The sequence below is a fragment of the Pontibacter litorisediminis genome, assembly GCF_029360645.1.
GTDB lineage: Bacteria > Bacteroidota > Bacteroidia > Cytophagales > Hymenobacteraceae > Pontibacter > Pontibacter litorisediminis.
Genome location: NZ_JARDUA010000003.1, coordinates 415,786 through 442,019, shown reverse-complemented (window position 1 = coordinate 442,019; position 26,234 = coordinate 415,786). Strand labels below are relative to the sequence as shown.

The window sequence follows — 26,234 nt, the reverse complement described above, 5'->3', positions numbered from 1 at the left end:
TATAACAACAGTCAATATAACAAAAGCTAACAATTATATTAATTTTCTTTTAAAAAATATTTTTATTTAAACAAGGATTATCCTTCTACTATGAAGGAGATAAGACTTTATGGCTAGAAAGCTTACAGATATATTAGCGTGCCAAGGCTTTTAAGTACTGTTGCCTGATGTTATTACCTCCAGGAGTAGCTACCGGAGCAGAGCTAAAGCATTGGCAGGAAGTACATTTGTACAAGTATGAAAAAGACGCCTGCCTCGGCTCCTGAGTGTATTGTCATATTATGCAGGAGGGCCGGTTAAAGTTTGTGTAGAATACAGGCAAAGCTATGTCATTTGTTTTGATCAGAGCCAGCCTTTGCCTTCTTATGACGACACATTACATTGTTAGTTTCTCCCGCAAGTGTGGCATGTTGGCAAGCAGCAAAGGTGCAAAAGCACATAATGCAGGGTGGAGACCCAAACACAGAAAAGTATAAAACAAAAAACAGCCTGCCAAACACGAAGTCTGGCAGGCTGTCTGTATAAGTTAAGCTAACTCTTCTCTCTACCCGTTCATTGAGATCAGGAACTCCTCGTTGCTCTTGGTGCCCTTCATTCTGTCTTTCAGGAACTCCATCGCCTCGATTGAGTTCATGTCGGACATGAACTTGCGTAGGATCCAGATACGGTTCAGCTCGTCGCGGTCCATCAGCAGGTCCTCGCGGCGTGTGCCGGAGGCCGGAACATCGATAGCTGGGTATACTCTGCGGTTGGCCAACTTGCGGTCCAGTTGCAGTTCCATGTTACCGGTACCTTTAAACTCCTCGAAGATTACCTCGTCCATCTTAGACCCTGTATCAATCAGGGCTGTGGCGATGATAGTCAGTGAGCCGCCGTTTTCTACGTTACGGGCCGCACCAAAGAAGCGCTTCGGCTTGTGCAGCGCGTTGGCATCCACACCACCCGACAGGATTTTACCGGAAGAAGGCACTACTGTGTTATAGGCACGGGCCAGACGTGTGATGGAATCCAGCAGGATAACCACATCGTGGCCGCACTCTACCATGCGCTTGGCTTTATCCAGCACAATGCTGGAAACCTTCACATGGCGCTCCGCCTGCTCATCAAAGGTAGAGGCAATCACCTCCGCTTTTACGCTGCGGGCCATGTCGGTTACTTCTTCAGGGCGCTCGTCAATCAGCAGGATCATCAGGTATACTTCCGGGTGGTTTTCCGAAATAGCGTTGGCGATTTCCTTTAGCAGCACGGTTTTACCTGTTTTCGGCTGCGCCACGATCATGCCACGCTGGCCTTTACCGATTGGGGCAAACAAATCCAGGATACGGGTTGACAGCTGGCTTGGGCGGGTTGTCAGTTTCAAACGTTCCTCCGGGAAGAGCGGCGTCAGGTGCTGGAACGGGATACGGTCGCGAATCTCCTCGGTGGTGCGTCCGTTTACTGTTTCTACTTTCAGTAGGGCAAAGTATTTCTCGCCTTCCTTCGGTGGGCGGATCTGGCCTTTCACCGTGTCGCCGGTTTTCAAACCGAAAAGTTTGATCTGCGAAGGCGAAACATAGATATCGTCCGGAGAGGCTAAGTAATTATAGTGAGTAGAGCGCAGGAAGCCGTAGCCATCCTGCATCAGCTCCAGCACCCCTTCGTTCAGGATAATGCCGTCGAACTCTTTAAAATTATTGGTATTGGCGGCGTTCTGCTGCTGGTTGCTACGACGCGTGTTATCACTGCGGTCGTTGCTGCGGTTATCGCCACGGTTGTCTCTGTTGTCGTTTCCGCGGTTGTCGTTGCGCGGCTCCCTCTCTCCCCTGTTATCGTTGCTGCGGCTTTCGCGGCTATCGGCACCACGGTTGTCGCGGTTATCGGCACGGTTCTCTTCTTTGTTTTCGCTGCGGTTGTCGCGACGAACGCGTTCACGATGATTCTGTGAGCCATGGTCTTTGGCCGGGGCCTCGGCAGGCACAGCCACCTGCGCTTTTTCTTCGCTGCGGGGAGCGGCCTGCATGCGCTGGCGCCTTTCTGGCCTGGCAGGTGCTTCCGGAGCTGCTTCTTCTACTACAGCAACTTCAACATCAGCTGTTTCTGCACTACCTGCAGATTCATTTTGAGACACAGAATTGGATTTTTTGGAGACAGTTTCAGGAGGGGTAATGGCTTGTTGGTCGAGTATCTTATAAATGAGATCTTGCTTACTGAGTTTCTTAAAGTTCTTAACACCCAGCTGCTCAGCAATTTCCTTGAGCTCTGAAAGAAGCCTATCTTTCAATTCTTCAATTTTGTACATAAATAATGGTATGGTAGTTAACTTAACTTGCCAGGTTTCGCGGTGAGCGAACAAAGCGAGAGATTTTCGTTTAAATCAGGAAAAAAGAATAGGTTGCGAAAGAGTCAGAAAGGCACGGGAAAAAGGGCCTTCTTCAAATGTACCGCAATGTTATTGCAATGCCTTTTAATTAACAAATATTACGGGTTGTTTTAGATAAAAAGTTTCAATTTTTGTTTAAAAGATTTCGTAAAAGCCGCTAAATAGTTTAAAAGCTCTATTTTTGCGTTCATACATTATACTTTATTATGCTACAGCTAACAGTTTTAAGAGAGCAGACCGAGCAGGTGATTGCCGGGCTGAACAAGAAAAACTACAAAAACGCTGCCGAGGAGGTAGCCGCTCTGCTGGAGCTCGATCAGCAGCGACGCCAGGTCCAGAACGAGCACGACACCCTTCAGAGCCGCGCCAACTCCCTCTCGAAGGAAATTGGCATGCTGATGAAGAACGGGGAGCGCGAGAAGGCCGAGACCGCCAAAGCCGAAACTTCCGAGCTGAAGCAACAAACCAAAGCCTTAGCTGAGCAGCTCTCCTCCCTGGAAGACGAGATCCAGAAAGCCTTGTACAAACTGCCGAACCTGCCGCACGAGAGCGTGCCGTTTGGCAAAAGCGCCGAGGACAACGAGGTGGTGCTGGAGCACGGGCAGATTCCACAGCTGCACGAAGGGGCGCAACCACACTGGGAGCTGATCCAGAAATACGACATCATTGATTTTGAGCTGGGCAACAAGGTATCCGGAGCCGGTTTCCCGTTTTATAAAAAGCAGGGCGCCCGCCTGCAGCGCGCGCTCATCAACTTCTTTTTAGACGAGGCCATCAAAGCCGGATACATGGAGGTGCAGCCACCGATTGTGGTGAACGAGGCTTCTGGCTACGGCACGGGCCAGCTGCCCGACAAGGACGGCCAGATGTATCATGCCACGGCAGATAACCTGTACCTGATCCCAACAGCAGAGGTTCCCATCACGAACATGTACCGCGACGAAATTGTTCCGGTGGACCGGTTGCCGATCAAGAACACCGGCCATACCCCGTGTTTCCGCCGGGAGGCTGGCTCGTGGGGCGCCGATGTGCGCGGACTGAACCGCCTGCACCAGTTCGACAAGGTGGAGATTGTGCAGATTACGCTTCCGGAGAATTCGTATGAGGCGCTGGAGGAGATGAGCAGCTACATACAGGGGCTGTTGCAGAAACTGGAGCTGCCTTACCGCGTGCTGCGCCTGTGCGGCGGCGACATGGGCTTTACCTCTGCCCTTACCTATGACATGGAAGTATACTCTGCCGCCCAGGGCCGCTGGCTGGAGGTGAGCTCTGCCTCAAATTTTGAGACGTACCAAGCCAACCGCCTGAAGCTGCGCTACAAAACTGAAAGCGGTAAAACGCAGCTGCTGCACACGTTAAACGGCAGTGCCCTGGCCCTGCCACGTATCGTGGCCGCCATTCTGGAGAACAACCAGACGCCAGACGGCATCAACATGCCAAAGGTGCTGCACTCCTACTTAGGGTTTGAGAAAATTTCTTAGTGTGGAGATGTGAAGATGCTCTAGTTTAAATAACAGAACAGCCGCTGAATTTCATACATCAGCGGCTGTTCTGTTTATCACTGGTCTTCGAATCTTCTCATTACCAAACTTCCAATTCTTTTACTCCCCTCCAAACTGCTCCAGGTAAGCCTGGTACTGTTTCTTGAGTTTATACTTCTTGATCAGGATCTTAGGCTCATCGAAGTTCTCAGCGTGCAGCTCCTTGGTCTGCAGTAACTGCCCCAGCGCCTGCTGCTCGTCTTCGGCGCCGTCTATACTTTCATAGTCCTTCAGAAAGGCTGGGGCTAGCAGAAGCTTGTTCTTCTTTATCGTCACATACCCTACCGACATCAGCTTCTCCAGCCCTTGTTCTACTTCGGCGTGGGTCAGCACGGTGCCATCCACGGCATCGGCCATCAGCAGCACCTCGGGCAGTGGGGCCCCGCCTTCTTCGCCGGATGCTAAAAGCAGCGCCTCCAGTAGCTTTGCGTCAGTTATATCCCAGGTTAAGTTATATTTAGGCATAGTTCTATCATTCAATGTTAATCCAGCCGTAGCCGTTCTCTTTTTTGTAAATAATACCTCCCCCACATGCTTCAGCCAAATGCACAAAAATAGCATCCGACTTTAATAAAACTGCGTTCTCCAGGTCTTCACCAAGTATATCGCCTGTTTCTTCATCTACCAGTGTTGGAGCCACCGTCTGCCCTGCATCTACTCTTTCAAAAATTTCGATCCAGTCCATGTTTCGCATGTCCTCAAACTCAGTACCGGCCCCAAAAACGCTATAGTTGTTTCCTTTATCATGATACAGGATCATCAACCCTTTCTCGTCCGTAGCACGGTTTACAATCAGGAAAGCCACATCCTCCTGTTTGTCCCCATCAAAATCTCCCGTAAGAATATTGGGTTGCATCCAGGCACCTAAGCTATACTTCTGGTTCAGGCTCTGCGCCAGAAACACCTCTTCAGCCCAACCGGGCAGCACATCAGTTGTTTGATCCTCTGCTACAGTTTCTGCCGCCTTAACGGCACCTCCTGTCTCCACCACATCGGGCTCACCTATACTTTGCTTTGCCTCTCCACAGCCCTGTGAAAGGACAAAAGCAACGATGCAGGTACAAACCGTGTTCATCACCTCCGCTTTCATACTTCCAGATCCTCAAACGGGATATCCCGCATGCATTTAAAATGACCTTTGGGGCACTTGCTGTAGCCGATTTTGGAGCAGGGGCGGCAGCTGAGGCCATGCACTTCCAGTACTTTATACTTGGTGCGGAAGGGGTACATGCCAAACTCCGGAATGGTATTGCCCCAAACGCTGATAATCTCCTTCTGGAAAGCCGCTGCAATGTGCATCAGACCCGTGTCGTGGCTTACCACCTGCGTTGCCTGCCGCACCAGCGAGGCCGATCCGCTTAGGTTATACTTGCCGCAGGCGTTGTAGATCGTTGTTTGTTGTTTGTTGTTTGGTGATTGGTCTGAAAAATGAGCGGCGATTTCCTCACCGGTAGCGGCGTCTTCCTTGCCGCCCAGCAGTATAACCGGCTGCTGCAGGCGCTCGCACAGCTCGATGATGCGCTTAGTGGGCAGGCGCTTGGTGTAGTGCTGCGCGCCGATGGCAAAGGCCACGTAGCCGTTCCGGAAACCTTGGGGCAAGGTGTTAATCTCCACTTCATCCTGGGCAGGTATAAAGTAGTCCAACCCTTGGCCATCGTCTTTTACGCCAAGGGCGGCAGCGGCATCCAGGTAGCGTTGCACAATGTGTACGTCGGGCAGGCGGTTTAACTTAAAGTTCACCATCAGCCACTTCTCGTAGTTGAGCTTGTTGAAGCTGCGGCTTGGCTTGCCCAACCGCGCCTTGATGACGCGGGTGCGCAGGTTGTTGTGCAGGTCCACCACGTAATCAAAGTTCTCCGTCTTCAGCTCCTGTACCAGGTCGCTCAGTTTCTCCCCCAGCACATGCACCTTGTCCACGTACGGGTTATGGGCCAGTATACTTTGGAAGGCCTTTTTGGTAACGTAATGCACCTCCGCCCCCGGCACCTGCTGCTTGATGCAACGAATGACGGGCGTGGTCAGCACAATATCGCCGATAGAGGAAAAACGAAGTATGAGAATCTTTGGCATTTTATACTTTGGCTCGACTTTATACTTTACCCGCTTACTTTATCTTCTCCTTCCGCTCCTTAAAGTACGTCTCTACTTCCTCCAGCGGCTTGGCGTTGAAGGTCATCTCTTTGGTGAGCCCGCCTTTCCGGCCAACCAGCACGCCATACTTCATGTCGTCGTAGCCATTGGTGTGGTGGGCGTCGGGGTTTATACTTAGCATCACGCCCTTCTCCATAGCATACTGCACATAGCGCCAATCTAAATCTAAACGCCACGGGTTGGAGTTTATCTCGATGATGACGTTGTTGGCGGCGCAGGCGTCGATCACCATTTTGTGATTGATCGGGTAGCCCTCGCGGCGCAGCAGCAGACGACCGGTGGGGTGGCCCAGCATGGTGGTGTAAGGGTTCTCGATAGCCGTAATCAGGCGCGCGGTGGCCTTTTGCTCGTCCATGTTCAGGGTGCTGTGGATGCTGGCCACAATGAAGTCAAACGTCTTGAGGATGTCCGCGTCGTAGTCCAGCGAGCCATCGCCCAGGATATCCGACTCAATGCCTTTAAAGATCTTAAAAGGGGCCAGTTTCTTGTTCAGCTCGTCAATCTCCTTTTGCTGCCGCAGCACATCGCCCTCGCGCAGGCCACCGGCGTAGGCCGCCGTCTTGCTGTGGTCCGAGATGCCCAGGTACTGGTAGCCCATGTCGCGGCAGTAGGTGGCCATCTGCTCCAGGGTATGGGCGCCATCGGAGTAGGTGCTGTGGTTGTGCAGGATGCCCTTCAGGTCGGAGAGCTCCAGCAGCTGGGGCAGTTTGTTTTGCAGCGCCAGCTCCAGCTCGTTGGTGCCCTCGCGCAGCTCCGGCTCCACATAAGCCATGCCCGCCGATTTATAGATATCCGCCTCTGAGGCATAGCCCTGCTCGCGCACCACCGTCAGCAGGTTAGTGCTGCCCGTAAACAGCTGCGCCAGGTGCTCCACGCTCGAAGACGTTAGCAGCAGCTCGTTGGCAAAGCGCTCCGCAGGCACCAGCCTTACCTCTACCGGCATGCCGCTCTCGGTCAGTGCGCCGCGCCAGGCAAAGGGGCCGGAGTTTTTCTGGTCTTCCTGCAGCTCCGCTATACCTTGCAGTGCCTCATGTGCCTGCGCCGGGGCGTCGGTGGCAAGTATAAACTGCAGCGCGGTGATAATTTCCATACGGCGGCGCATCTCCCCCACCAGCTCTACCTGCGCCTCTGGCACGGCATCTTTTATATGTTGCAGCAGCTGCTCCGCCACCAGCTCGGCCTCGGCATACAACAGCTTGCCGCGGTTCTGCTGGGTAAAGAGCAGCGCCTGCTTTATGTTCTCCTGCGTTTTGGCGCCAAAGCCCTTCAGCTTGCTCACACGGTCCTGCTCGCAGGCCTCCAGCAGTTCCTCCACGGTTTCGGCCCCCAGCTCTTTCCAGAGGTTGCGCACTTTTTTCGGACCGATGCCTTTGATGCGCAGCATCTCCACCACTCCGTTTGGCGTTACCTCCAGCATCTGGTCCAGCTCATCGAAAGAGCCTTTCTCGTTTATCTCCACGATTTTGGATGCGATGCCCTTGCCCACGCCCTGTATGCTTTCCAGCTGCGCCTGCGTCATCTGCTCCAAGGGCTCCTCCACCAGCTCCAGCGCGCCCACCGCATTGGTGTACGAGCGAATCTTGAACGGATTCTCGTCGTGCAGCTCCATGAGCTCGGCCGCCAGCTTAAACTGTTTTATGATCTTCTTGTTTTCCAAAGCCTGTGTGTCTTTTCGGTGTGCTACAAAGATAGGAAAAGCGCCCGAACCATAGTCCTTTCTGGAGTCGGCCTACCCACTGCGTGCTTTCTTTCGTAATAATCATCTGCCCTTGCCGTTAGCTACCAGGGTACATAATAGTTGTATGTTTATACTTACATATACCGCCTTTATTCCCTATCTTAGCATATAAACCTGATTTATACTTATGAGATATACGTCCGTGCTTTGCCTGTTGTGCCTGCTGTTGATGGCCGTTACCTGCAAGCGAAACGATAAAGTAGCCGCACAACTGGCCGGGAAAGTATGGCTGCACTCTTTTGAGGAAGACGAGGAGGGCCTGTGGGTATACCGCCCCAACACCTATGATTTTCCGCCGTCGCGGGGCCGCACCGGTTTCAGCATAGAGCCGGGGGGCGTGTTCAAGCGCTTCGAGATTGCCCCTACCGATGGCCTGCAGGAAGAGCAGGGGGAGTGGGAGCAGCTGCAGAACGACCTGGTGCAGATCCGCATGGCCGATGGCAGCGCACCGCCCACCGAGTACCGCATGCAGATCGTTTCGCTGAAGGATGGTTTGCTGAAGGTAAGGCGGATGGAATAAACACCGAACGTTAATCGCCCAACAGAAGTATAGCCATAGACTACTCACCCAAGCACAGCTCACCAACTGGCCTGCAAAGTATACCAGTAGCCCTGGATCAGAAACGGAGTACAGCCCTGCTCTTTTTCGCGTTTGCAGCCGCTTTCACGTTGGCCTCTGTGCTTACCGGCACCTCTTCACCCTTCCGGACCGGCTTCCTGTACAGGTTGGTGGCCGCAGGAGTTACTGCCCTTATAGCTCTGGGATTTATACTTAAGAAGAACATTCTAACTCAAAGGTAATGCTCAACTACGACAAGCTTTCCAGATCCACCCGGACCAGAACAGCTATGCTGCTGCTGCTCCTGTTCATGGTGCTTACGGTAGCCGACCTGTTCATTAGCTTTTTCGGCGGGGTGGTGCTGGGCGTGCTGCTGGTGCAGTTTGAGTGGGAAGCACGGCGCTTTCTACGGCGAACGGCAGATAGCCTCCCTAAAGCGGCAAGTTTGTTTAGCAGGGCCTTCAAGCGCTACCACAGCCTGGCCAGTAACCATAAGATGCAGCTGAAGATTGGGCTGCAGGCGCTGGTTTTTATACTTGTGCTGGCCGGTGTGCTGGATACTTTCTGGGGCGGCCTGCTCAGCGGCATGCTGCTGACCCTGCTCGCCGATGATGTCCTGCGTTACCAGCAGCAGCGCCAGAGGCACAAGATCACGGTCAAAAAGAACTAGCCTGTCTCTTTATATCATACTTTTAGCCGATTATGAAAACATACGAAAACCTATCTAACAACAGCCGTGGGCTGATCAGGGGCTTTCTCCTGATACTTTCTGCCATACTTACACTTCTGGATCTCTCTAGTACCTACTGGGTGGGCCTGGTGCATGGTGCGCTGTTCGTCGTCGTCATCAATGAGCTGTTGATGTTCTGGCGGGCACGGCAGCAGAAGGCGGCTACCACGCAGGCTTCCCGATAACTTCTAAAGACGCAAGGTAGTGCGCCTCTACAACTCCCAAACTCTCTAACTTTTTAACTTCATTCACCCTTACACTAATGCAACACTGGTTAGTAAAATCAGAACCTGAAACTTATTCCTGGGCCGACTTGGTAAAAGAAGGCCGCACCATGTGGGACGGCGTGCGCAATTACCAGGCCCGCAACAACATGCAGCAGATGCAGCCCGGCGACCTGGTGCTGTTCTACCACAGCGTGTCCGAAAAAGCCGTGGTGGGCATCGCCAAGGTAGATAAAGCCGCTTACCCGGACCCAACCGCCGCAGACGACAAGGGCAAGTGGGTGGTGGTAGACCTGGTGCCTTTCCGCGACTTTAAGGAGCCGGTAACACTGGAGCAGATAAAGCAGGACGAGCGCCTGCAGGATATAGCACTGCTGCGCCAGTCGCGCCTCTCGGTAATGCCGCTCAAGGCGGAGGAATTTGACGTGCTGCTGGCGCTGGGCAACTAGGTTACAGAAGCCACACCCTAGGACAACGAATAGCAGCTTTTTACAGTAAAATGTAATAAGCTGCTATTTTTATATTATTCCTTCACCGGATAGCACTAACGCCCTGATCCTATGCCACACCTCCGCCACCTGCTTGCCCTGCTGCTATCGTTTGTACTTGCGGTGCCCCTGCTGGCACAGGAGGCACCGACACAGCCTGTGCGCCTGGAGCTCCCTTTGAAGGCTGAGGAGGTGGATGTAGAGGTAATCGCCTTACCTGACAGCAGCCTGCTGCTGTACCACAAAACCAGCAATGGCTGGGAGACGGAGGCCTCGTTCCATTTCACCAAGTACAACAGCCAACTGGAGGAAGTATGGGCCGACACCGTGAATATTGCACCCGACAACGACTACATCCGCTACTATACCACCGGCCCCTACACGTACCTGTTGTTTGGCGCCGATAACCAGCGCGATTATACCTTTGTGCGCCTGAACCACCAGACAGGCGATACCTGGCACAAGGAATACACGCTTGACCAACTCGACATTATTTACGAGTACGCCGTGCTCCAGGGAAACTATTTCCTGATCGGGCGCAACCGGAAAGACGGCAAGCCCCTGCTGCTGCACCTAAACACGAAAACCGGTGAGAGCACATCCCTGCCCTCCCCTTATGGCGAGCACTCCACTTTTTCAGACCTGCTGGCCGACCATGAGCACAACCGGGTGGATGTGGTGATCTCTGAGTCGAACGGGCGTGTGTCGCGGCTGCAGGTCAAGAGCTTCGATGCCAACGGCAAGCTGCTGAGCAACTACTTTATACTTCAACAGGAAAACAAGAGCCTGTTAAACGCAGAGGTTACACCCGGCGACAGCACCCAAAAGCTACTGATCGGCACCTACGGCACCCGCGACCTACGCTTCGCGCAAGGTTTTTTTGCCACGCCGCTGGCCTCAAGGGTAGTAGATGGCAACTTCTACAACATTCTCCAGCTCCGCAACTTCCTGAAGTTTATGAAGCCCCGCCGTGAGGAGCGTACCCGCCGCCGCGAGGAAAACCGTATTAATGCCGGCCGCGGCCCGAGTTTTAATTACCGCCTGCTCCTGCACGACCTTATCGTGACACCCACCGGCTATGTGTTGGCGGCCGAGGCCTACTACCCGGAGTACAGCAACGCGCGCAGCAGCAACATCGGCCTGGACCATGTCAGCCTTAGGCCAAACAGGGAGGAAGACGGCTTTAAGCGCACCCATGCCATAGCCCTGGGCTTCGACAAGCAGGGGCAGCTGCTTTGGGACAACGCCATGCCCTTAATGGGCATCACCACGTACCAACTGACCCATGTGGTGGAGGTGCAGTACCTCCCCGATGGACGGGTGCTGATGGCTTACCCCGAGGACAGCAAAATTGTGTACCAGCTAATGGATGAGGACCGCTACGCAGACGAGACGACGGAGGTAGAGCTGCTCCCCTACGCAGACAGCGAAAAGATCCAAAGCACCGAGTACCCCGGCCTTATCCGGTGGTATGGCAAGAGCATGGCCTCCTTCGGCTTTCAGCGCATCAAACCAAAAGGGGGCGATTTCCGGCAGGTGTTCTACATCAACAAGATCACGTTTTAGCGTTATTGGTTGTCCTAATCAGGATTCTCCGCATAAAGGAATGCCCGTGAGAGAAAAACAGGCATGATCCGGGCATGCCCTTCTTCAGCATTCTCTCAGGCTCTAACTTTTTAACTCTTTAACTTTCTAACTTTATAACTCTCCCAATCCTTTCTATATTTGCGTTTAATTATCCCGGCTATGCAGAAAAGACTCATCGTAAACCACCAACTGCTCGACATCATGGTGCTGCGCCTGTGCCACCAGCTGATCGAGAACCATGGCGACTTTTCTGACTCTGTGATCCTGGGCCTGCAGCCCCGCGGCAAGTTCGTGGCGCGGCGCATCCAAAGCACCCTGGCCAGCATCCTGGGCAAGCAGGTGCCCACCGGCCTCCTGGACACCACCTTCCACCGCGACGACTTCCGCCGCCGCGACACGCCCATTACGGCCAACGCCACTAAAATAGATTTTTTGGTGGAGGGGAAAAACGTGATCCTGGTGGATGATGTGCTCTACACGGGCCGCTCGGTGCGTGCCGCCCTGGATGCCATGATTGCCTATGGCCGCCCCGCCAACGTGGAGCTGCTGGTGCTTATAGACCGCCTTTATACCCGCCACCTGCCCATACAGCCAACGTATGTGGGCCGTAAGGTAAACTCGCTGCTGAGCCAGCGGGTGCTGGTAGAATGGAAAGGTGAGCAGGCCGAGGAAGACGCCATCTGGCTTATTACCAAAACCGACGAATAAAATTCTCCATACATGCAAGAGCTCAGCGTCCGGCACCTGTTAGGTATCAAAGACATCACCCCCCAAGACATCCAGCTCATTTTTGAGACTGCCGATAATTTTAAAGATGTACTGAACAGGCCGATCAAGAAAGTGCCTTCGCTGCGCGACATCACCATCGCCAACGTTTTCTTCGAGAACTCCACGCGCACGCGCCTCTCTTTTGAGCTGGCCGAGAAGCGCCTCTCAGCCGATGTGATCAACTTCAGCAGCAGCAGCAGCTCGGTAAAGAAAGGCGAAACCCTGCTCGACACGGTAAACAACATCCTGGCCATGAAGGTGGACATGATCGTGATGCGCCACTCCAGCCCTGGCGCACCGCACTTTTTGAGCCGCCACATCCCGGCCAACATCGTAAACGCCGGCGACGGCACCCACGAGCACCCCACGCAGGCCCTGCTCGATTCTTTCTCTATCCGGGAGCGCTTGGGCGAAGTGGCCGGTAAAAAGGTGGTGATCATCGGCGATATCCTGCACTCGCGGGTGGCGCTGTCCAACATCTTCGCGCTGCAAAAGCAGGGCGCCGAGGTGATGGTGTGCGGCCCGATTACGCTGCTGCCAAAGTATATCCAGCAATTGGGCGTGAAGGTGGAGACCAACGTACGGAAGGCGCTGGAGTGGTGTGATGTGGCCAACGTGCTGCGCATCCAGCTGGAGCGCCAGCAGATGAAATACTTCCCGTCCTTGCGCGAATACACGTTATACTATGGCATCGACAAGAAAATGCTCGATAACCTGAACAAAGAGATCGTGCTGATGCACCCGGGCCCGATAAACCGCGGCGTGGAGCTCAGCTCCGATGCCGCCGACTCGCACCACTCCATTATCCTGAACCAGGTGGAAAATGGCGTGGCCATACGCATGGCGGTGCTGTACCTGCTGGCCCAAAAAGGATAAGAAAGTATAAAATACCCCAAGTATAAACTACCCCAAGTATAAACGCCCGCTCTTTCTGTACGAGCGGGCGTTTATACTTTATACTTCCTCCTCCCCCTCGCTTGCCCTCGGCAGGTGCAAGGTATACATGCGTTTCATGTCATTTGCTGGCGTGGGTTTGTAACCCGAGCCCCATTACAAGGTCGGATTTATAACCTTACTGAACCTCTGGCCCAACCATAGCCAGTCACTAGCGTGGACGCTCGCGCCATAAAGGGTAGAGCTAGCTTTGAAAGTATAAGAGGCGGGGCACCACCAGATAACGCACACACGCCGGAGGCGGGCGAGGGTCTTTCTTATGGTTTTTCCGGCCTAAGCATCCTTTACACGTTGAAGTATAAAACAAAAGCGCCGCAGGCATATGCCTGCGGCGCTTTTGTTTTATACTTCAGATATGTTAATCCAGGTTTATCTGCATATCTGGTGTGTTCATCTCAAAGCCTACCCTTCTGTTCTGGGCGCGCTCCTTCTCCGTTCTGCGTCTGGACAGGCGCTCGTTCACTTTTACAAGTGGCTGCGTCTCGCCATAGCCTTTCGTCACCAGTCGGTCTGGGTTCTGCACACCCTGCTGGATCAGGTATTCTTTCACAGCCTCGGCTCTGCGCTCAGACAGCGCCTGGTTGTACTCCTCAGAACCGATGTAGTCAGCGTGGCCTTTGATCAGCAGCACGTGGTCTGGGTATTTCTGCAGCGATACAGTGATGCTGTCCAGCAGCTGCTTGTAGCTATCCTGCACACGGGCTCTGTCGAACTCGAAGCGTACTTTCTCTTCGATCAGTTTCTTCGTAGCCTCATCCAGCTCAGGGCATCCTTTGGTTTCGGCAGTACCGGCTGAGTTAGGGCAAGCATCTTCGTTATCCGGAACACCGTCGCCGTCAGAGTCTACTGGGCAACCGTCTGGGCCAACTTGCACGCCGGCAGGAGTGTCAGGGCACTTGTCCTGGGCATCGGCTATGCCGTCATTGTCAGAGTCAGGGCAACCGTTTGTAGCGGCAGTACCGGCCTCATCAGGGCACTGGTCATTCTTGTCAGCAATACCGTCGCCGTCGCGGTCAGGGCATCCGTTCAGGTTAGCCACACCAGCCTCAGAAGGGCACTCGTCCTGGTAATCAGGCACACCGTCGCCGTCAGAGTCTATTGGGCAACCTTTCTTGTCTACCTGCACGCCGGTTGGGGTGTCAGGGCAGTCGTCGCGTCTGTCAGGCACGCCATCACCGTCCGTGTCTTTTGCCTTGCCCAGGTTAAAGCCAAGGCCTACGTTGTGCATCAGGAAGCGGTCGTTATCGCCCACATCCACTCCGTCAATCTTATCCTGGCCAATGATCATGTAATTGGTCTCGATGAAAGCGCTAACGGCATCAGAAAAACGGAGACGGATACCGGCACCGCCTTTTAACGCGCCTGAGAAGAACTTATCATCGTCAGCAGGGGACACCATACCGCCAGAAATGGCATCTATTTTACCCCAGGCACCACCACCACCAACTTGCAGGTATGGGCCGATAAAGGCATCTTCTGGCAGGATGTTGCCATACATCTTAAGGCGAACAGCCAGCATTACAGTACCCAGCTGGGAGTCGAACCTGTCCATGTCAGACATTTTAGACTCAACGCCTCCGTACGTCAGGTGCAGGCCTGCATCAAACGAAGGGCTTAGGTAGCGATTCAGGTTAAGTCCGCCGCCCCACTCCAGCCTGTTACTTTCAAAGAACTGGTCTTCTAAGTCGCCTTTGTATTGTAAGGCACTTCCGTATATCTGCAGATTTGTTCTTTGGTCAGAGCTTTGCGCGAATACACTGGGTCCTGCCACAAGCAGGAACACGAGCGCGAAAGCTAGCATCTTAATTTTTGATAAATGTGTTTGCATGATTCTACAAAGTATATGTTGATATGACAATACGTGCATGTTTCGTAACGAGTTTGTTTTGTGCCTAAAATTTTGCACCCGCCATCATAGGCCGGGTACAGCCCGCCAACATGCTTCTTCAGGGATTGGTAACGTTCTACCATAGGCACTTTTGTTTGGGTTGAACATAAACCACTGTGTACCACCGCCCAAATTGCACCCGTTTTGGCCAGGGTGGTTTGGCCGGTATGCGTTCTATACTTCAAACTGAAACCACAGTGCAAGGTTTTATTCTTCAATTTTTTTTGATGCAAGGGCTCATATTTTAAAGTAAGTACAATAAAAAAGGCTGTCAGCATATTCCGACAGCCCTTATACTATAGGTGAATCCTGTTTTGTTATCCTTCCTGCATCAGTCGCTCTATAGCATCCGCTTCAATGGGGATGTGCTGCATCAGGTCTTTCGGCCCGTTATGGGTAACCAGGATATCGTTCTCCAGCCTTATGCCAATGCCTTCTTCCCGGATGTAGATGCCCGGCTCGCAGGTAAACACCATGCCCTCTTCAAACGGACGGAACTTATTGCCCACGTCGTGCACATCCAGCCCCAGGTGGTGCGAGGTGCCGTGCATGAAGTACTTTTTGTACAGTGGCCTGTCCGGGTCCTGGTTGCGCACGTCGCTCTCGCTCAGCAGGCCAAGCTTTATCAGCTCGTTCTCCATCACGGTGCCCACAAATTTGTGGTACTGGTCTAGGGTGTTGCCGGGCACCAGCATGCGCGTGGCGGTTTTCATCACCGTCAGCACGGCCTCGTACACTTCGCGCTGGCGCTTGGTGAACTTGCCGTTTACCGGCACCGTGCGCGTCAGGTCGGCAGCGTAGTTGGCATACTCCGCCCCAAAGTCCATCAGCACCAGGTCGCCGTCCTTGCACTCGCGGCTGTTGTCGGTGTAGTGCAGGATGCAGGCGTTCCCGCCGGAGGCAATGATAGGCTCGTAAGCCGGCCCCTTGGAGCGGTTGCGCAGGAACTCATGGTATATCTCCGCCTCAACCTCATACTCCATCACGCCCGGCTTTATAAAGCCCAGCAGCCTTCGGAAAGCCTTGTCGGTGATATCGCAGGCCTGCTGTATCAGTTCCACCTCCCGCTGCGATTTTATGGCCCGCAAGTGGTGCATGATGGGGGCGCTGCGCTCATACTTGTGCAGCGGGAACTGTTCCTTTAGCTTTTTGATGAAGCGGGCATCGCGCGTCTCCACCTCCACCACGGCGCGCAGGTGCTCGTTGGTGTTCAGGTACAGGCGCCTGGCCTCGAAAACGAGCGTGTGCAGCACCTGCTCAAACTGGTGCGTCCAGTAAATGGTTTGGATGCCCGATACCTCCCGCGCCTGCTCTTTGGTTAGTTTGTAGCCTTCCCAGGTCAGGATGTGGTCGTTTGTCTCGCGCACAAACAGCACCTCCTGCAGGCGCTCGTCCTTGCAGTCCGGGAAGAGCAGCAGTATACTTTCCTCCTGGTCCACGCCGGTTAGGTAGAACAGGTCGCTGCTCTGCCGGAAAGGCATGGTGCCGTCGGCATTGGTGGGCATGGTGTCGTTGGAGTGGAAGATGGCGATAGACGCAGGCTTGAGCTGCTTACAAAAGTTGTGGCGGTGGTTAATAAACAGCTCCTGCCCGATAGGCTCGTATTTCATGAAGTTTTATTTTGTAGGTTTAGCCTGATATTTATACTTCTAATATAGTGTAAAACTGCAGGTGGGGCAAGTATAGTATGCGGGGGGACTGGAACAGAGCCTCATGCTGAAGTATGCTTCCCCTGTCCTGCTCTTCCCCAAACGCCTATACTTATTCCCAACCCCACAAACGTCTGCCAGCAGATGAAGAACAGCCCCGGATCTTCGACGAACCCTGCCGGTGACTTCGTGCCGGGCAGGCACAGCTCAACCAGCTGAATCACAAACGGCACAGAGAACCCCAGCACTGCCGTGATCGCCAAACCGGTTTTAAAGCGCTCTATGCTGAAGTATAAGCTGCTAACCAGGAACATAAGCCCTGCCGACATGGCCGAGCTTACAACCAGCCCAGCGTGGGCATGCCTTAAGATTTGTGTAAGGCCGACTCCAGCTAACACCGAAACGAAAAATACAGGCAAGGTCAGCATCAACCCTAACCCTACTGCTTTTAATTTGTTTACTCTTAACCGGTCGAGAGCGGTTAAGATAGTAACCGTGGTGAAAAGGAAGGGGCTGTAAAGCGTAGCCTGATCTTTAGAATCTAGTGTGAAGGCACTTGCTGCTAGTAAAAAGCAGGCGAAAGTAGTAAAGAGGACTTTTTTGACATCGACAGTCAAGGTCACTCCTTAACGCCCCGACTCTTTAACGCTTAACACCTCCAGCAGCTGCTCATTCCGGATTTCGCGGGCGCACTTGAAGTGGCCCTGCGGGCAGGCCTTGTAGCCGTGCAAACCGCAGGGGCGGCAGTACAGCGGCTCCTCGCGCTCCACCACCTCGGCAAAGTCGGCCAGCGGGCCAAAGCCGAAGCGCGGCACCGTGGAGCAGTAGATGGCGCAGGTGGGGGCATTCAGGGCGGAGGCCAGGTGCATGGGGCCGGAGTCGTTCACGTAGTTGAGCACGGCATCGCGCATCAGGGCCGCCGACTGCAGCAGGTTCAGCTGTCCGCAGAGGTTTTCCACACGCTGGCTTGTACTTTGGCCGATGATCTCGTCGCAGTGCTGCTTATCGGCGGGCGAGCCGAGCAAGTATACTTTATACTTGGGGTCGAGGCTGTTGATGAGCTGCACCCACTGCTCCTGCGGGTACTGTTTGGTGAACCACACCGAGGTAGGGGCCATGCAGATGAACGGCTCCTGCTTCCAGTGCTCCACCTTGGCGAAATCAACCTGGCTGGGGTAGAGCCTGGGTCTGGCGGGTATGGCGTTGGTTATACTTTGGATGAGCATATTGTTGCGCTCCACCTCGTGCGTGCCCGACCGTACATCGTGCACGTAGCGGCGGGTGAACAGGCGCGAGAACGGGTTCTTCTCAAAGCCAACGGTTTCTCTGGCTCCTGAAAAAGCGGTCAGGAAGCCGGTGGCACCGAAGCGCTGCACGTTCACCACCAGGTCATACTTCTCGGTGCGGATCTGCGAGAGCAGCCGCATCAGGCTTTTATACTTGCCTTCCTGTTTGTTCCAGACCAGCACCTGCCGCAGCAGCGGGTGGTCCTTCAGCAGCCCCTCGTTGCCTTTGCGCAGCAGAAAGTCGAGCTGCGCCTCCGGGTAATAAGTATGCAGCTTTTCCACCAGCGCCGTCGCCAGCACCACATCCCCCAGGAAAGCCGTTTGTATGATGAGTACTTTATTCATGCTACCGACAAAACTACACGATAGCGGCCTTACTTAAAAATGCAATACGCGGCTGCCTCTTTTAACTCATTAATCTGAATATTTCACTAAATCTATCGTTGCCTGCTTGTGAATGCAGCGGGCATTCTTTAAGTTGGCAAACTTTGTAGTGCTGAATATCATTTTATGAATACACCCTTTACCGCTCTCCCCTTTTATAAAAGTATAAAACAGCTTGCGGCCTTGCTGGCTCTGCCCCTGCTGCTGGCCGGCTGCGGCACCTCCGCTTACATGCCCAATGTGCCCAATGTGCCGATGTTTACCCAGAAAGGTGAGCTCAGCGCCGGCGGCCACGTCACGCCCAAGGGCAATATCACCTTTAACACCGCCTACGCCGTGTCAGACCACTTTGGCGTGCTGCTGAACGGCTCTATGCTGAGCAGCGAGCGCCGCAAACGCGACTACAGGCATAACCTGCTGGAGGCTGCCGGCGGTTACTTCACCACGTTTGGCCCCGAGAACAACCGCATCCTGGAGATCTATGGCGGTTTTGGGGGCGGCAGTTCCGAGCGCACCGAAAAAGAGGAGGACAAAGAAACCGGCGAGATGACTTATGAGCGCCATGACGCCAATTTCAGCAAATACTTTGTGCAGGTAAACTTCACCTCCAAGCGCAAGAAATCGCTGCGGTTGCTGAACCGGGAGTTCCCACTAAACTACGGCACCGCCCTGCGCGCCAGCTATGTGGATATGCACGACTATAAGGTAAACAATGTGCCGGGCCAGTTGGAGGATAATATTTTCCTGGAGCCGATCTTCTACACGCGCCTCACCCTCAACCCGTCGGTGCAGCTGCAGTACACCAGCGGCACCTCCATCGGCCTGAAAAACCGCGATACGCTGACGGCTGCTTACTCTGTTTTTGCCGTTGGCTTTGTGATTAATGTGGGGGGACGGGAGAAGACGAAATAGCTTCTGAGCTATGTGTAGCAATACTCTGCATCGCGCAAGTCTCCAGACTTGTGTCTTGTTATGATGTTGAGTCTCTGACTCGACTGGCTTAGGAAGCCATACTTGCGTCTGCTATACTTTTAAGCTTTCTCTGGCGCAAGCGTTCGCTTGTGCCTCTCTTAGTCTCTGCTCCCGCTGCCTGAACTGAGTTTGTAGCCCCCGCTAGCGCGAGCTTGTAGCTCGTGCTTTCCCTGTTGCTCCTGCTTCCAGTAGCTTTAACCTAGCTATCCTTGTTAGCTGCCGTTCATCCACGGCTTTACAACCAATTTGTTTCACCTCTGGCTTTGGTGCTCTCAAGCCCGAGAGGGCTCGTCCTCGGGCATCGCGCTGTCTACATTTCCTTTGCTCCTGACGTCGCAATTTCGCTGAAGCGAAACCGGAAATCTAGAAGGCGCTCAACCCGAAGACTGGGTATCATTTCGGTAGCCACTGCTGACGGAGATTGAACAGAGTTCCCCTCCTTGGACAAGGAGGGGAAGGGGTGGTTGGACCCGGAACTGCAGAAAGAAAAAGAAGAAGGTAACCATAAATGGTTACTCTTTCTTATTTGTCTATTGTTTAATTTTCTTATCAACTTCACAGAACATCTTCACAATTAATCCCTTCTTCAACTTGATGTCGTTGCGAAGCTTCAGCAGAAGACTTGGTCCCGGCACAGCAGAAGCCACCATACTTTCCCCGGCTGCAATACATCCGCTATTCCTCCGGAAAATCCAGTACTTTTTCCGTACCTTTGCAGGCTAATTTTAGAATTGAATGCCTGATTATCATATTCATACTTTACCTAACGGAATACGGGTTGTACACAAGCAGGTGCTGCACACCAAGATAGCCCACAGCGGCTTCGTGATGGACATCGGCAGCCGCGATGAGCTGCCGCAGGAGCAGGGCCTGGCCCACTTCTGGGAGCACATGGCCTTTAAGGGCACCCAGAAACGAAAGTCTTTCCACATCCTAAACCGCCTGGAAACAGTGGGCGGCGAGCTGAATGCCTATACTACCAAAGAGAAAATCTGCTTCTACAGCTCAGTGCTGGACAAGCACTTCGAGAAGTCCTTTGAGCTGCTGACGGATATTACCTTCCACTCTGTTTTCCCGGAGAAGGAGATCGAGAAGGAGCGCGGGGTAATCCTGGAGGAGATGGCCATGTATTTGGATACGCCGGAGGAGGCCATTGTGGATGAGTTTGATGCGGTGGTGTTCGACGGGCACGCACTGGGCAACAACATCCTGGGCACCAAAGAGAGCGTTTCCGGCTTTCAGAAGCAGGACTTCCTGGGCTTTCTGGACCGCAACCTAAGCACCGACGCACTGGTGTTCTGCTCGGTGAGCAACCTGCCTTTCGAGAAGGTGGTGAAGCTGGCGGAGAAGTACCTGAGCGACATCCCCAGTATAAAAAAGCACCGCGAGCGCGTGCCCTTTACCGGCTACACGCCTAAAGTCGTTACTTTTGAGAAGCCGATCTCACAGGCCCACTGCGTGATTGGCTGCCCGGCCTACGCCCTGGGCGACGACCGCCGTATCCCCTTCTTCATGCTGAACAACCTGCTGGGAGGCCCGGGCATGAACTCCCGCCTGAACCTGGCCGTGCGCGAAAAGCACGGCTTGGTGTATACCATAGACTCCAACTACGCCACCTACATCGATACCGGCCTGCTGAGCATCTACTTCGGCACCGAGAAAAAGCAGCTGAAGCGCACCACCTCACTGGTGATGAAAGAGCTGAAGAAGCTGCGCGAGAAGCCGCTCGGATCGCTGCAGCTGCACACGGCAAAGGAGCAGCTGATGGGGCAGTTGGCCATGGCTGAGGAGAGCAACATGGGCCTGATGATGATGCTGGGCAAAAGTATCCTGGACCAGGGCAAGGCAGAGTCGCTGAACGAAATCTTCGACAAGATCAAAAGTATAGAAGCCCGCGACCTGGTGGACATCGCTAACGATGTGCTGCGTGAGGAGAACCTGAGCATCCTGAATTACGTGCCTAATTAATGGTTACATTGCTGTATTGTTGAATGGTTGAGTTTCATCTGATATCATGCAGCCACTCCAAAGCAGAAGCAACTAACAAGCATCAACTAATAATTTAGACGATGGAATTTATAGACGAAGAACTGCTGCGCTACTCTGAGGACCACACTTCGCCGGAGAGCGAGCTGCTGCACAAGATAAACCGCCAGACACACCTGAGCGTAATGCGGCCGCGCATGCTGTCGGGGCACCTGCAGGGGCGCTTGCTGAGCATGTACTCTAAAATGATACAGCCAAAGCAGATCCTAGAGATTGGCACCTATACCGGCTACTCCGCGCTATGCATGGCCGAGGGCCTGCAACCGGGCGGCACCCTGCACACTGTGGACATAAACGAGGAACTGGAGGAGCGCGTGCGCGGCTATTTCCAGGAATCGGGCTACGGCGATAGCATTAAGCTCTACATTGGCAATGCGCTGGAGATCGTGCCGACGATAGAAGCCGAGTTCGACCTGGTGTTCATCGATGCCGACAAAATTAACTATGCCCGCTACTACGACATGGTAATAGACAAAGTGCGCCCAGGCGGCTACATTATTGCCGACAACGTGCTCTGGAGCGGCAAGGTGCTGGAAAAGTACCGTAAAAAGCTGGACGAGGACACCAAGGCCGTAATGGATTTTAACCTGCACGTGCACCAGGACGAGCGGGTGGAGAACCTGCTGCTGCCGGTGCGCGACGGCCTGATGATCGCCCGCAAAAAATAATCTTATCAGGAGAGGCACCCAAAAGCCTCTCCTTTTTTCTCGCCCCTGCCCTAAGGCACTATACTTCTGCAGCTTAGCCTCCCCCTCCCCTGGCTGCATGAAAAATCTACACTTTTCCTCCTCAAAAAAATAATGCAGGAACTTGGCAAGTCGTTTTAGAATACGAAGCTTTTTCCGTTAATTTTGCATTAGCTATATTCTATCTTAAACACATTAACATATAGTCATTTAACTATAGTTAACTCAACAGAAAGTAGAGCCTCCGGTATCACAGTTAATCAAACTTAAGCGTCTCTCGTCATGAGGAAATCCTTTGCCACGTTTCTTGCACTCCTGCTCTTGCCCCTGCTGGCACTGGCGCAAGGGGTAACCGTACCCCACAACATCTATTTTGCCGATATCCACCTGAAGCTCAACAATAGGGCGCAGGCCGAGATACAGAAAAAGGTAGATGCCTTGCAGCGCAGCCAGCTATACTTCCAGATGAAGGTGGACCTGGCAGATGCTTACTTTCCGATTATTGAGCGTGTGTTTAAGGAAGAAGGCGTTCCGGACGACTACAAATACCTGGCCCTGCAGGAAAGCGGCCTGATCGGCGATGCCGTGTCTACCTCCAACGCCGTGGGCTACTGGCAGTTTAAGCGTGAGGCCGCCCAGGATTTTAACCTGCGCATAGACCGCCACGTGGATGAGCGCCGCCACATTGTGGAGGCCAGCCGGGGCGCTGCCAAATACTTCCTGCGCAGCAACAACCACTACAACAACTGGCTTAACTCGCTGCTGTCGTACTACCTGGGCTACAGCGGTGCCAAGGCCTACACCAAGCCTTCTGACAACGGTGCCAAGCAGATGCACATCACCGAGCACACGAACGAATATATCCTGACCTTCCTGGCGCACAAGGTGGCCTACGACGCCTTTGTGGGCAAGGCCAATCCGCCGGCGGTATCGCTGCGCGAGCTGCGGGCCACTCCGGGCCAAAGCCTCTCAGAAATCGCCCTGGCCACCAAAACCGATTACAGCGAGCTGGAGAAGTATAACAAGTGGCTGCTGGGCAACGCCATTCCATCGGATAAGGACTACTACGTGATGGTGCCGGTGCGTAACGGCAGCGATGTAAGCCTGGTGGCATCTGCCAGAGAGACCACCCCTGCCCTACCGCGCCAGACCAACGCCGGCAAAGCCTCTGCCGCCATGGTAAAGCGTAACAACCTGAACGCACTGGTGGCACGAGATGGCGACACCAAAGACAAGCTGGCGCTTCAGGCAGGCATCTCCACCCGCCAGTTCCTGAAGTATAACGACATGCACAGCTTCGATGAGATTGAGGAAGGCACTGCTTACTACATCGAGCCGAAGCGCACCACGGCCGATGCGGAGTTCCACGTGGTGCAGGCCGGCGAGACCATGCAGCTGATTTCGCAGCACTACGGCATGCGCCTGAGCTACCTGCTGTTTAAAAACCGTATGAAGCGCAACGAGGTGCCGGTGCCAGGCCGCGTGCTGTGGCTTCAGAAACGCCGCCCTGCCAACACCCCGGTAGAGGTGCGCGACCTGAACAAAGCCAAGGTGGCCACCACCTCAAAAGAAAAGTATGAGCCGGTAGCCAGCACATCTGAGCCTGCTCCTCAACGGGAAAACTTCTTCACCCGCCTCATCAGTAAACTGAAGGGAGAATCGCAGCCGGAGAGGGATGCGGCTGTAACCACAGCTCCTGTTCGCGAAGAAACCGTGCCGGAGGAAGAAGCAGTGGAGGAAGCAGTAGTGGTAGAGAAGGCTTCCGCAGCTAAGGCTCCATCTACACAGGCTCCGGCCACTGAGAAACCAAGCCTATACCCTGGAGCAGCCAAAACGGAGAAAGCTAAGCCAGTAGAGGCAGAAGAAGTGTTTGCGGAAGAGGAGCCGGAACTAGAGCCAGCCCCGGAAGTAGAAGTGGACCCGTTTGTAACCGGGGAGGCTGAAGTAGCCAAGGCGGAAAATGAAACCCCGGCTGCTACTGCTGCGGCACCAGTTAAAACGACAGCGCCAGCCAAGGCCCCTGCTCCGGTGCAGCAACCAACGGCAAACGCTACCACACACATCGTGAAACAGGGTGAAACCCTTTGGGGCATCTCCAGGACATATGCCGTAAGCATAGATGACCTGGTAGCCTGGAACAGCCTGAGCGACGCTCCGCTGAAGCTGGGGCAGGAGCTGCTAATCGCGGAGCCGCTGCAGCAGCCGGTTGCCTCTCCGTTCACAGAAGAGGCCGCAGAAACCCCGGCCACCCTGCTGAGCACCAGCAACGCTTACCATACTGTGGCAGCGGGCGAAACGCTTTACCAGATTTCCAGGAAGTATAACGTGACGGTAGACCAGTTGCGCCAGTGGAACAGCTTGCAGGGCAGCGCCCTTAGCTTAGGCCAGGAACTACGCGTGAAGGCTCCTGCCGCACCGGCCGCTGCTGCGCCAGCTACCACTGCCACAAGCAGCAGCAAAACCACAGGCGTAGTTTACCACACCGTAGCTGCCGGCGAAAGCATGTACCAGATCTCGCGCAAATATGATGTGACCATCAAAGACATCATGGAGTGGAACAACAAACCGGATTTCTCGGTAAGTGCCGGCGAAAAGCTGGAGATACGGAAGAAGTAGTTTTGGTTATTCGTTGTTGGTTGTTAGAAGTATAGTGTGAGGAGAGCGCCGACTATTCACTGAGGAATTACAGTTACATTCAAGTATAAAAGTGCATAGAAGTATAAAAGCTGACTTTACGGTCAGCTTTTCTTTTTTCCTTCACCAAAACCGAATAACGAGCAACAAACAACTATCAACCAGCCTACTGCTCCTCCTGCGCAGAGGTTAAGCTGGAGGCGGCCTGCAGCCCGGTGGCAATCTCCGGCACGATGCCGAGGCGCTCGTAAATAGGCTGCACCATGCGGCGGAGCTTTGGCCGGTTTACGGCAAATGGGATAATACTGAAGGTGCACAGCAAACCGCACCCAGCCAAAGTATAGCCCACCCCCACATGCTCCGCCACCGAGCCGGCCAGCATGCTGCCGATCGGGGCCATGCCCATGAAGGCCGTCGAGTACAGGCTCATCACGCGGCCACGCTTGTCATCGTCCACCAGCGTTTGCAAAAGGGTGTTGCACGAGGCCATCGTCACGATCATGCCAAAGCCACTGAAGAGCATGAGCACCAGCGAGAGCAGCAGCATTTTAGAAAAGGAAAAGGCTATGAGCGCCAGCCCGAAGAGCGACATGGTGCAGATGATTACCTTGCCAAGCCCTACCACCGATTTCCGCTGCGCCAGGAACAGCGCCCCGCCCAGGGCACCAAAGCCAGAAGCCCCCATCAGATAACCCAGTGTGTTGGCCCCGCCATGCAGAATATCGCGGGCGAAAACCGGCAGCAGCACCGTAAACGGCATCCCGAACAGGCTCAGCAGCGCCACGATCATGATCAGGGCCCGGATAGGCGGAAAGCCAAACGCGTATTCGAAGCCATCCTTCAGCGATTGCCACACCTTGCGTTCCTGCCGCACCCGCTCAAACGGCCTCAGCCGCATCAACAGCAGCGACCCGATCACGGCGATGTAACTCACCGCATTGATCAGGATACAGGTGCCCTCTCCCACCGCCGCGATCAGCAGGCCGGCAATGGTAGGCCCCACCAGGCGCGCCATGTTAAAGAGCGAGGAGTTTAAGGCAATGGCATTGCTCAGGTCCTCGCGCCGCTCCACCATCTCCACCACAAAGGCCTGCCGCGTGGCTATGTCGAAGCCGTTGATAACCCCCAGAAACGCACTTAGCGCCAGCACATGCCATATTTCTATCGTGTTAGTGAGCACGAGCGCCGCCAGTGTGGAGGCCTGTACCATGGAGAGCGTCTGCGTAACGAGCAGCACCTTGTGGCGGTCAAACTTATCGGCCAGCACCCCGGCAAAGGGCCCAAGCACAAACGAGGGGATCTGGCTGGAGAAGGTAACGGCGCCCAGCAGGAACACTGAGTCGGTAAGGCGGTACACCAGCCAGCTCAGGGCAATCTGCTGCATCCAGGTACCGATCAGCGAGATTCCCTGCCCCACAAAGAACAACCTGTAGTTCCGCGACTTCAGCGCCCGAAACATGCCACTCAATTTTCCTACTGCTGCTGCCATAGTTTATGTTCTGCTGCACTTTCTCCAGCACAAGCCTATACGTACGAGAAGTTCAAGTTTAAGAGTTATACTTTGTTTTACCTGATTTCACCTGAAATTCT

Annotated in this window: 22 protein-coding genes; 12 read left to right on the top strand and 10 right to left on the bottom strand. The window is 54.0% G+C overall.

Features of this window, described 5'->3' with window-relative positions; genetic code table 11:
• Positions 1-544 precede the first annotated feature (544 nt).
• Entirely contained in the window at positions 545-2,278 is a 1,734-nt protein-coding gene (rho, locus tag PXG97_RS11885; protein ID WP_276497966.1) for a transcription termination factor Rho, read from the bottom strand.
• 287 nt (positions 2,279-2,565) lie between these two features.
• Between rho and serS the strand changes: the two genes are divergently transcribed.
• On the top strand, positions 2,566-3,840 hold the full coding sequence (serS, locus tag PXG97_RS11880; protein WP_276497965.1) for a serine--tRNA ligase: 1,275 nt from the start codon (positions 2,566-2,568) through the stop codon (positions 3,838-3,840).
• A 120-nt stretch (positions 3,841-3,960) separates the two neighbouring features.
• Here serS and PXG97_RS11875 read toward each other — a convergent pair whose 3' ends face one another.
• Genes PXG97_RS11875 through polX form a run of 4 tightly spaced genes read right to left on the bottom strand, consistent with a single transcriptional unit; the run spans position 3,961 to position 7,708 of the window.
• Positions 3,961-4,365 carry a hypothetical protein gene (locus PXG97_RS11875; RefSeq protein WP_276497964.1) on the bottom strand — a complete coding sequence of 135 codons (405 nt, stop codon included), beginning with the start codon at positions 4,363-4,365 and terminating at the stop codon, positions 3,961-3,963.
• 7 nt (positions 4,366-4,372) lie between these two features.
• Entirely contained in the window at positions 4,373-4,990 is a 618-nt protein-coding gene (locus PXG97_RS11870) for a hypothetical protein (RefSeq protein WP_276497963.1), read from the bottom strand.
• Positions 4,987-5,970 carry a glycosyltransferase family 9 protein gene (locus tag PXG97_RS11865; protein ID WP_276497962.1) on the bottom strand — a complete coding sequence of 328 codons (984 nt, stop codon included), beginning with the start codon at positions 5,968-5,970 and terminating at the stop codon, positions 4,987-4,989. The genes PXG97_RS11870 and PXG97_RS11865 overlap by 4 nt, the downstream gene beginning before the upstream one ends.
• Positions 5,971-6,004: 34 nt before the next feature.
• Positions 6,005-7,708 carry a DNA polymerase/3'-5' exonuclease PolX gene (gene polX / locus PXG97_RS11860; RefSeq protein WP_276497961.1) on the bottom strand — a complete coding sequence of 568 codons (1,704 nt, stop codon included), beginning with the start codon at positions 7,706-7,708 and terminating at the stop codon, positions 6,005-6,007.
• Positions 7,709-7,916: 208 nt separating this feature from the next.
• Here polX and PXG97_RS11855 point away from each other — a divergent pair, with 208 nt between their 5' ends.
• The 7 genes from PXG97_RS11855 to PXG97_RS11825 all read left to right on the top strand — a co-directional run bounded on the left by PXG97_RS11855 (position 7,917) and on the right by PXG97_RS11825 (position 13,021).
• Positions 7,917-8,309, top strand: coding sequence for a hypothetical protein (locus PXG97_RS11855; protein WP_276497960.1), 393 nt, complete (start codon positions 7,917-7,919; stop codon positions 8,307-8,309).
• 280 nt (positions 8,310-8,589) lie between these two features.
• Entirely contained in the window at positions 8,590-9,018 is a 429-nt protein-coding gene (locus tag PXG97_RS11850) for a hypothetical protein (RefSeq protein ID WP_276497959.1), read from the top strand.
• 32 nt (positions 9,019-9,050) lie between these two features.
• Positions 9,051-9,263 carry a hypothetical protein gene (locus PXG97_RS11845; protein ID WP_276497958.1) on the top strand — a complete coding sequence of 71 codons (213 nt, stop codon included), beginning with the start codon at positions 9,051-9,053 and terminating at the stop codon, positions 9,261-9,263.
• A 77-nt stretch (positions 9,264-9,340) separates the two neighbouring features.
• Positions 9,341-9,751 (top strand): EVE domain-containing protein, encoded by a 411-nt coding sequence (locus tag PXG97_RS11840; protein WP_276497957.1) that lies wholly within the window; start codon positions 9,341-9,343, stop codon positions 9,749-9,751.
• Between the two features lie 111 nt (positions 9,752-9,862).
• Entirely contained in the window at positions 9,863-11,356 is a 1,494-nt protein-coding gene (locus PXG97_RS11835; RefSeq protein WP_276497956.1) for a hypothetical protein, read from the top strand.
• Between the two features lie 180 nt (positions 11,357-11,536).
• Positions 11,537-12,085 (top strand): bifunctional pyr operon transcriptional regulator/uracil phosphoribosyltransferase PyrR, encoded by a 549-nt coding sequence (gene pyrR, locus PXG97_RS11830; RefSeq protein ID WP_276497955.1) that lies wholly within the window; start codon positions 11,537-11,539, stop codon positions 12,083-12,085.
• Positions 12,086-12,097: 12 nt separating this feature from the next.
• Positions 12,098-13,021, top strand: coding sequence for an aspartate carbamoyltransferase catalytic subunit (locus PXG97_RS11825; RefSeq protein ID WP_276497954.1), 924 nt, complete (start codon positions 12,098-12,100; stop codon positions 13,019-13,021).
• Between the two features lie 436 nt (positions 13,022-13,457).
• On the opposite strand, the gene PXG97_RS11820 is transcribed toward PXG97_RS11825, so the two are convergent.
• The 4 genes from PXG97_RS11820 to PXG97_RS11805 all read right to left on the bottom strand — a co-directional run bounded on the left by PXG97_RS11820 (position 13,458) and on the right by PXG97_RS11805 (position 18,267).
• Complete coding sequence (locus tag PXG97_RS11820) at positions 13,458-14,927, bottom strand: OmpA family protein (RefSeq protein WP_276497953.1); 1,470 nt, start codon at positions 14,925-14,927, stop codon at positions 13,458-13,460.
• 377 nt (positions 14,928-15,304) lie between these two features.
• On the bottom strand, positions 15,305-16,597 hold the full coding sequence (locus tag PXG97_RS11815) for an aminopeptidase P N-terminal domain-containing protein (protein ID WP_276497952.1): 1,293 nt from the start codon (positions 16,595-16,597) through the stop codon (positions 15,305-15,307).
• Between the two features lie 101 nt (positions 16,598-16,698).
• A complete protein-coding gene (locus PXG97_RS11810; protein WP_276497951.1) occupies positions 16,699-17,259 on the bottom strand; it encodes a hypothetical protein in 561 nt (186 codons plus the stop codon).
• 3 nt (positions 17,260-17,262) lie between these two features.
• Positions 17,263-18,267 carry a glycosyltransferase family 9 protein gene (locus PXG97_RS11805; protein ID WP_276497950.1) on the bottom strand — a complete coding sequence of 335 codons (1,005 nt, stop codon included), beginning with the start codon at positions 18,265-18,267 and terminating at the stop codon, positions 17,263-17,265.
• A gap of 165 nt (positions 18,268-18,432) precedes the next feature.
• Between PXG97_RS11805 and PXG97_RS11800 the strand changes: the two genes are divergently transcribed.
• From PXG97_RS11800 to PXG97_RS11785, 4 genes are all read left to right on the top strand, one after another.
• Positions 18,433-19,218 (top strand): hypothetical protein, encoded by a 786-nt coding sequence (locus PXG97_RS11800; protein WP_276497949.1) that lies wholly within the window; start codon positions 18,433-18,435, stop codon positions 19,216-19,218.
• Positions 19,219-20,013: 795 nt separating this feature from the next.
• Positions 20,014-21,246 carry a M16 family metallopeptidase gene (locus PXG97_RS11795; protein WP_276497948.1) on the top strand — a complete coding sequence of 411 codons (1,233 nt, stop codon included), beginning with the start codon at positions 20,014-20,016 and terminating at the stop codon, positions 21,244-21,246.
• 101 nt (positions 21,247-21,347) lie between these two features.
• A complete protein-coding gene (locus tag PXG97_RS11790; protein WP_276497947.1) occupies positions 21,348-21,992 on the top strand; it encodes an O-methyltransferase in 645 nt (214 codons plus the stop codon).
• 300 nt (positions 21,993-22,292) lie between these two features.
• The gene (locus tag PXG97_RS11785) at positions 22,293-24,626 is read left to right on the top strand and encodes a LysM peptidoglycan-binding domain-containing protein (RefSeq protein WP_276497946.1); all 2,334 of its coding nucleotides are present in this window, start codon (positions 22,293-22,295) and stop codon (positions 24,624-24,626) included.
• A gap of 184 nt (positions 24,627-24,810) precedes the next feature.
• Here PXG97_RS11785 and PXG97_RS11780 read toward each other — a convergent pair whose 3' ends face one another.
• Positions 24,811-26,133 (bottom strand): MFS transporter, encoded by a 1,323-nt coding sequence (locus PXG97_RS11780; protein ID WP_276497945.1) that lies wholly within the window; start codon positions 26,131-26,133, stop codon positions 24,811-24,813.
• Positions 26,134-26,234: the final 101 nt, after the last annotated feature.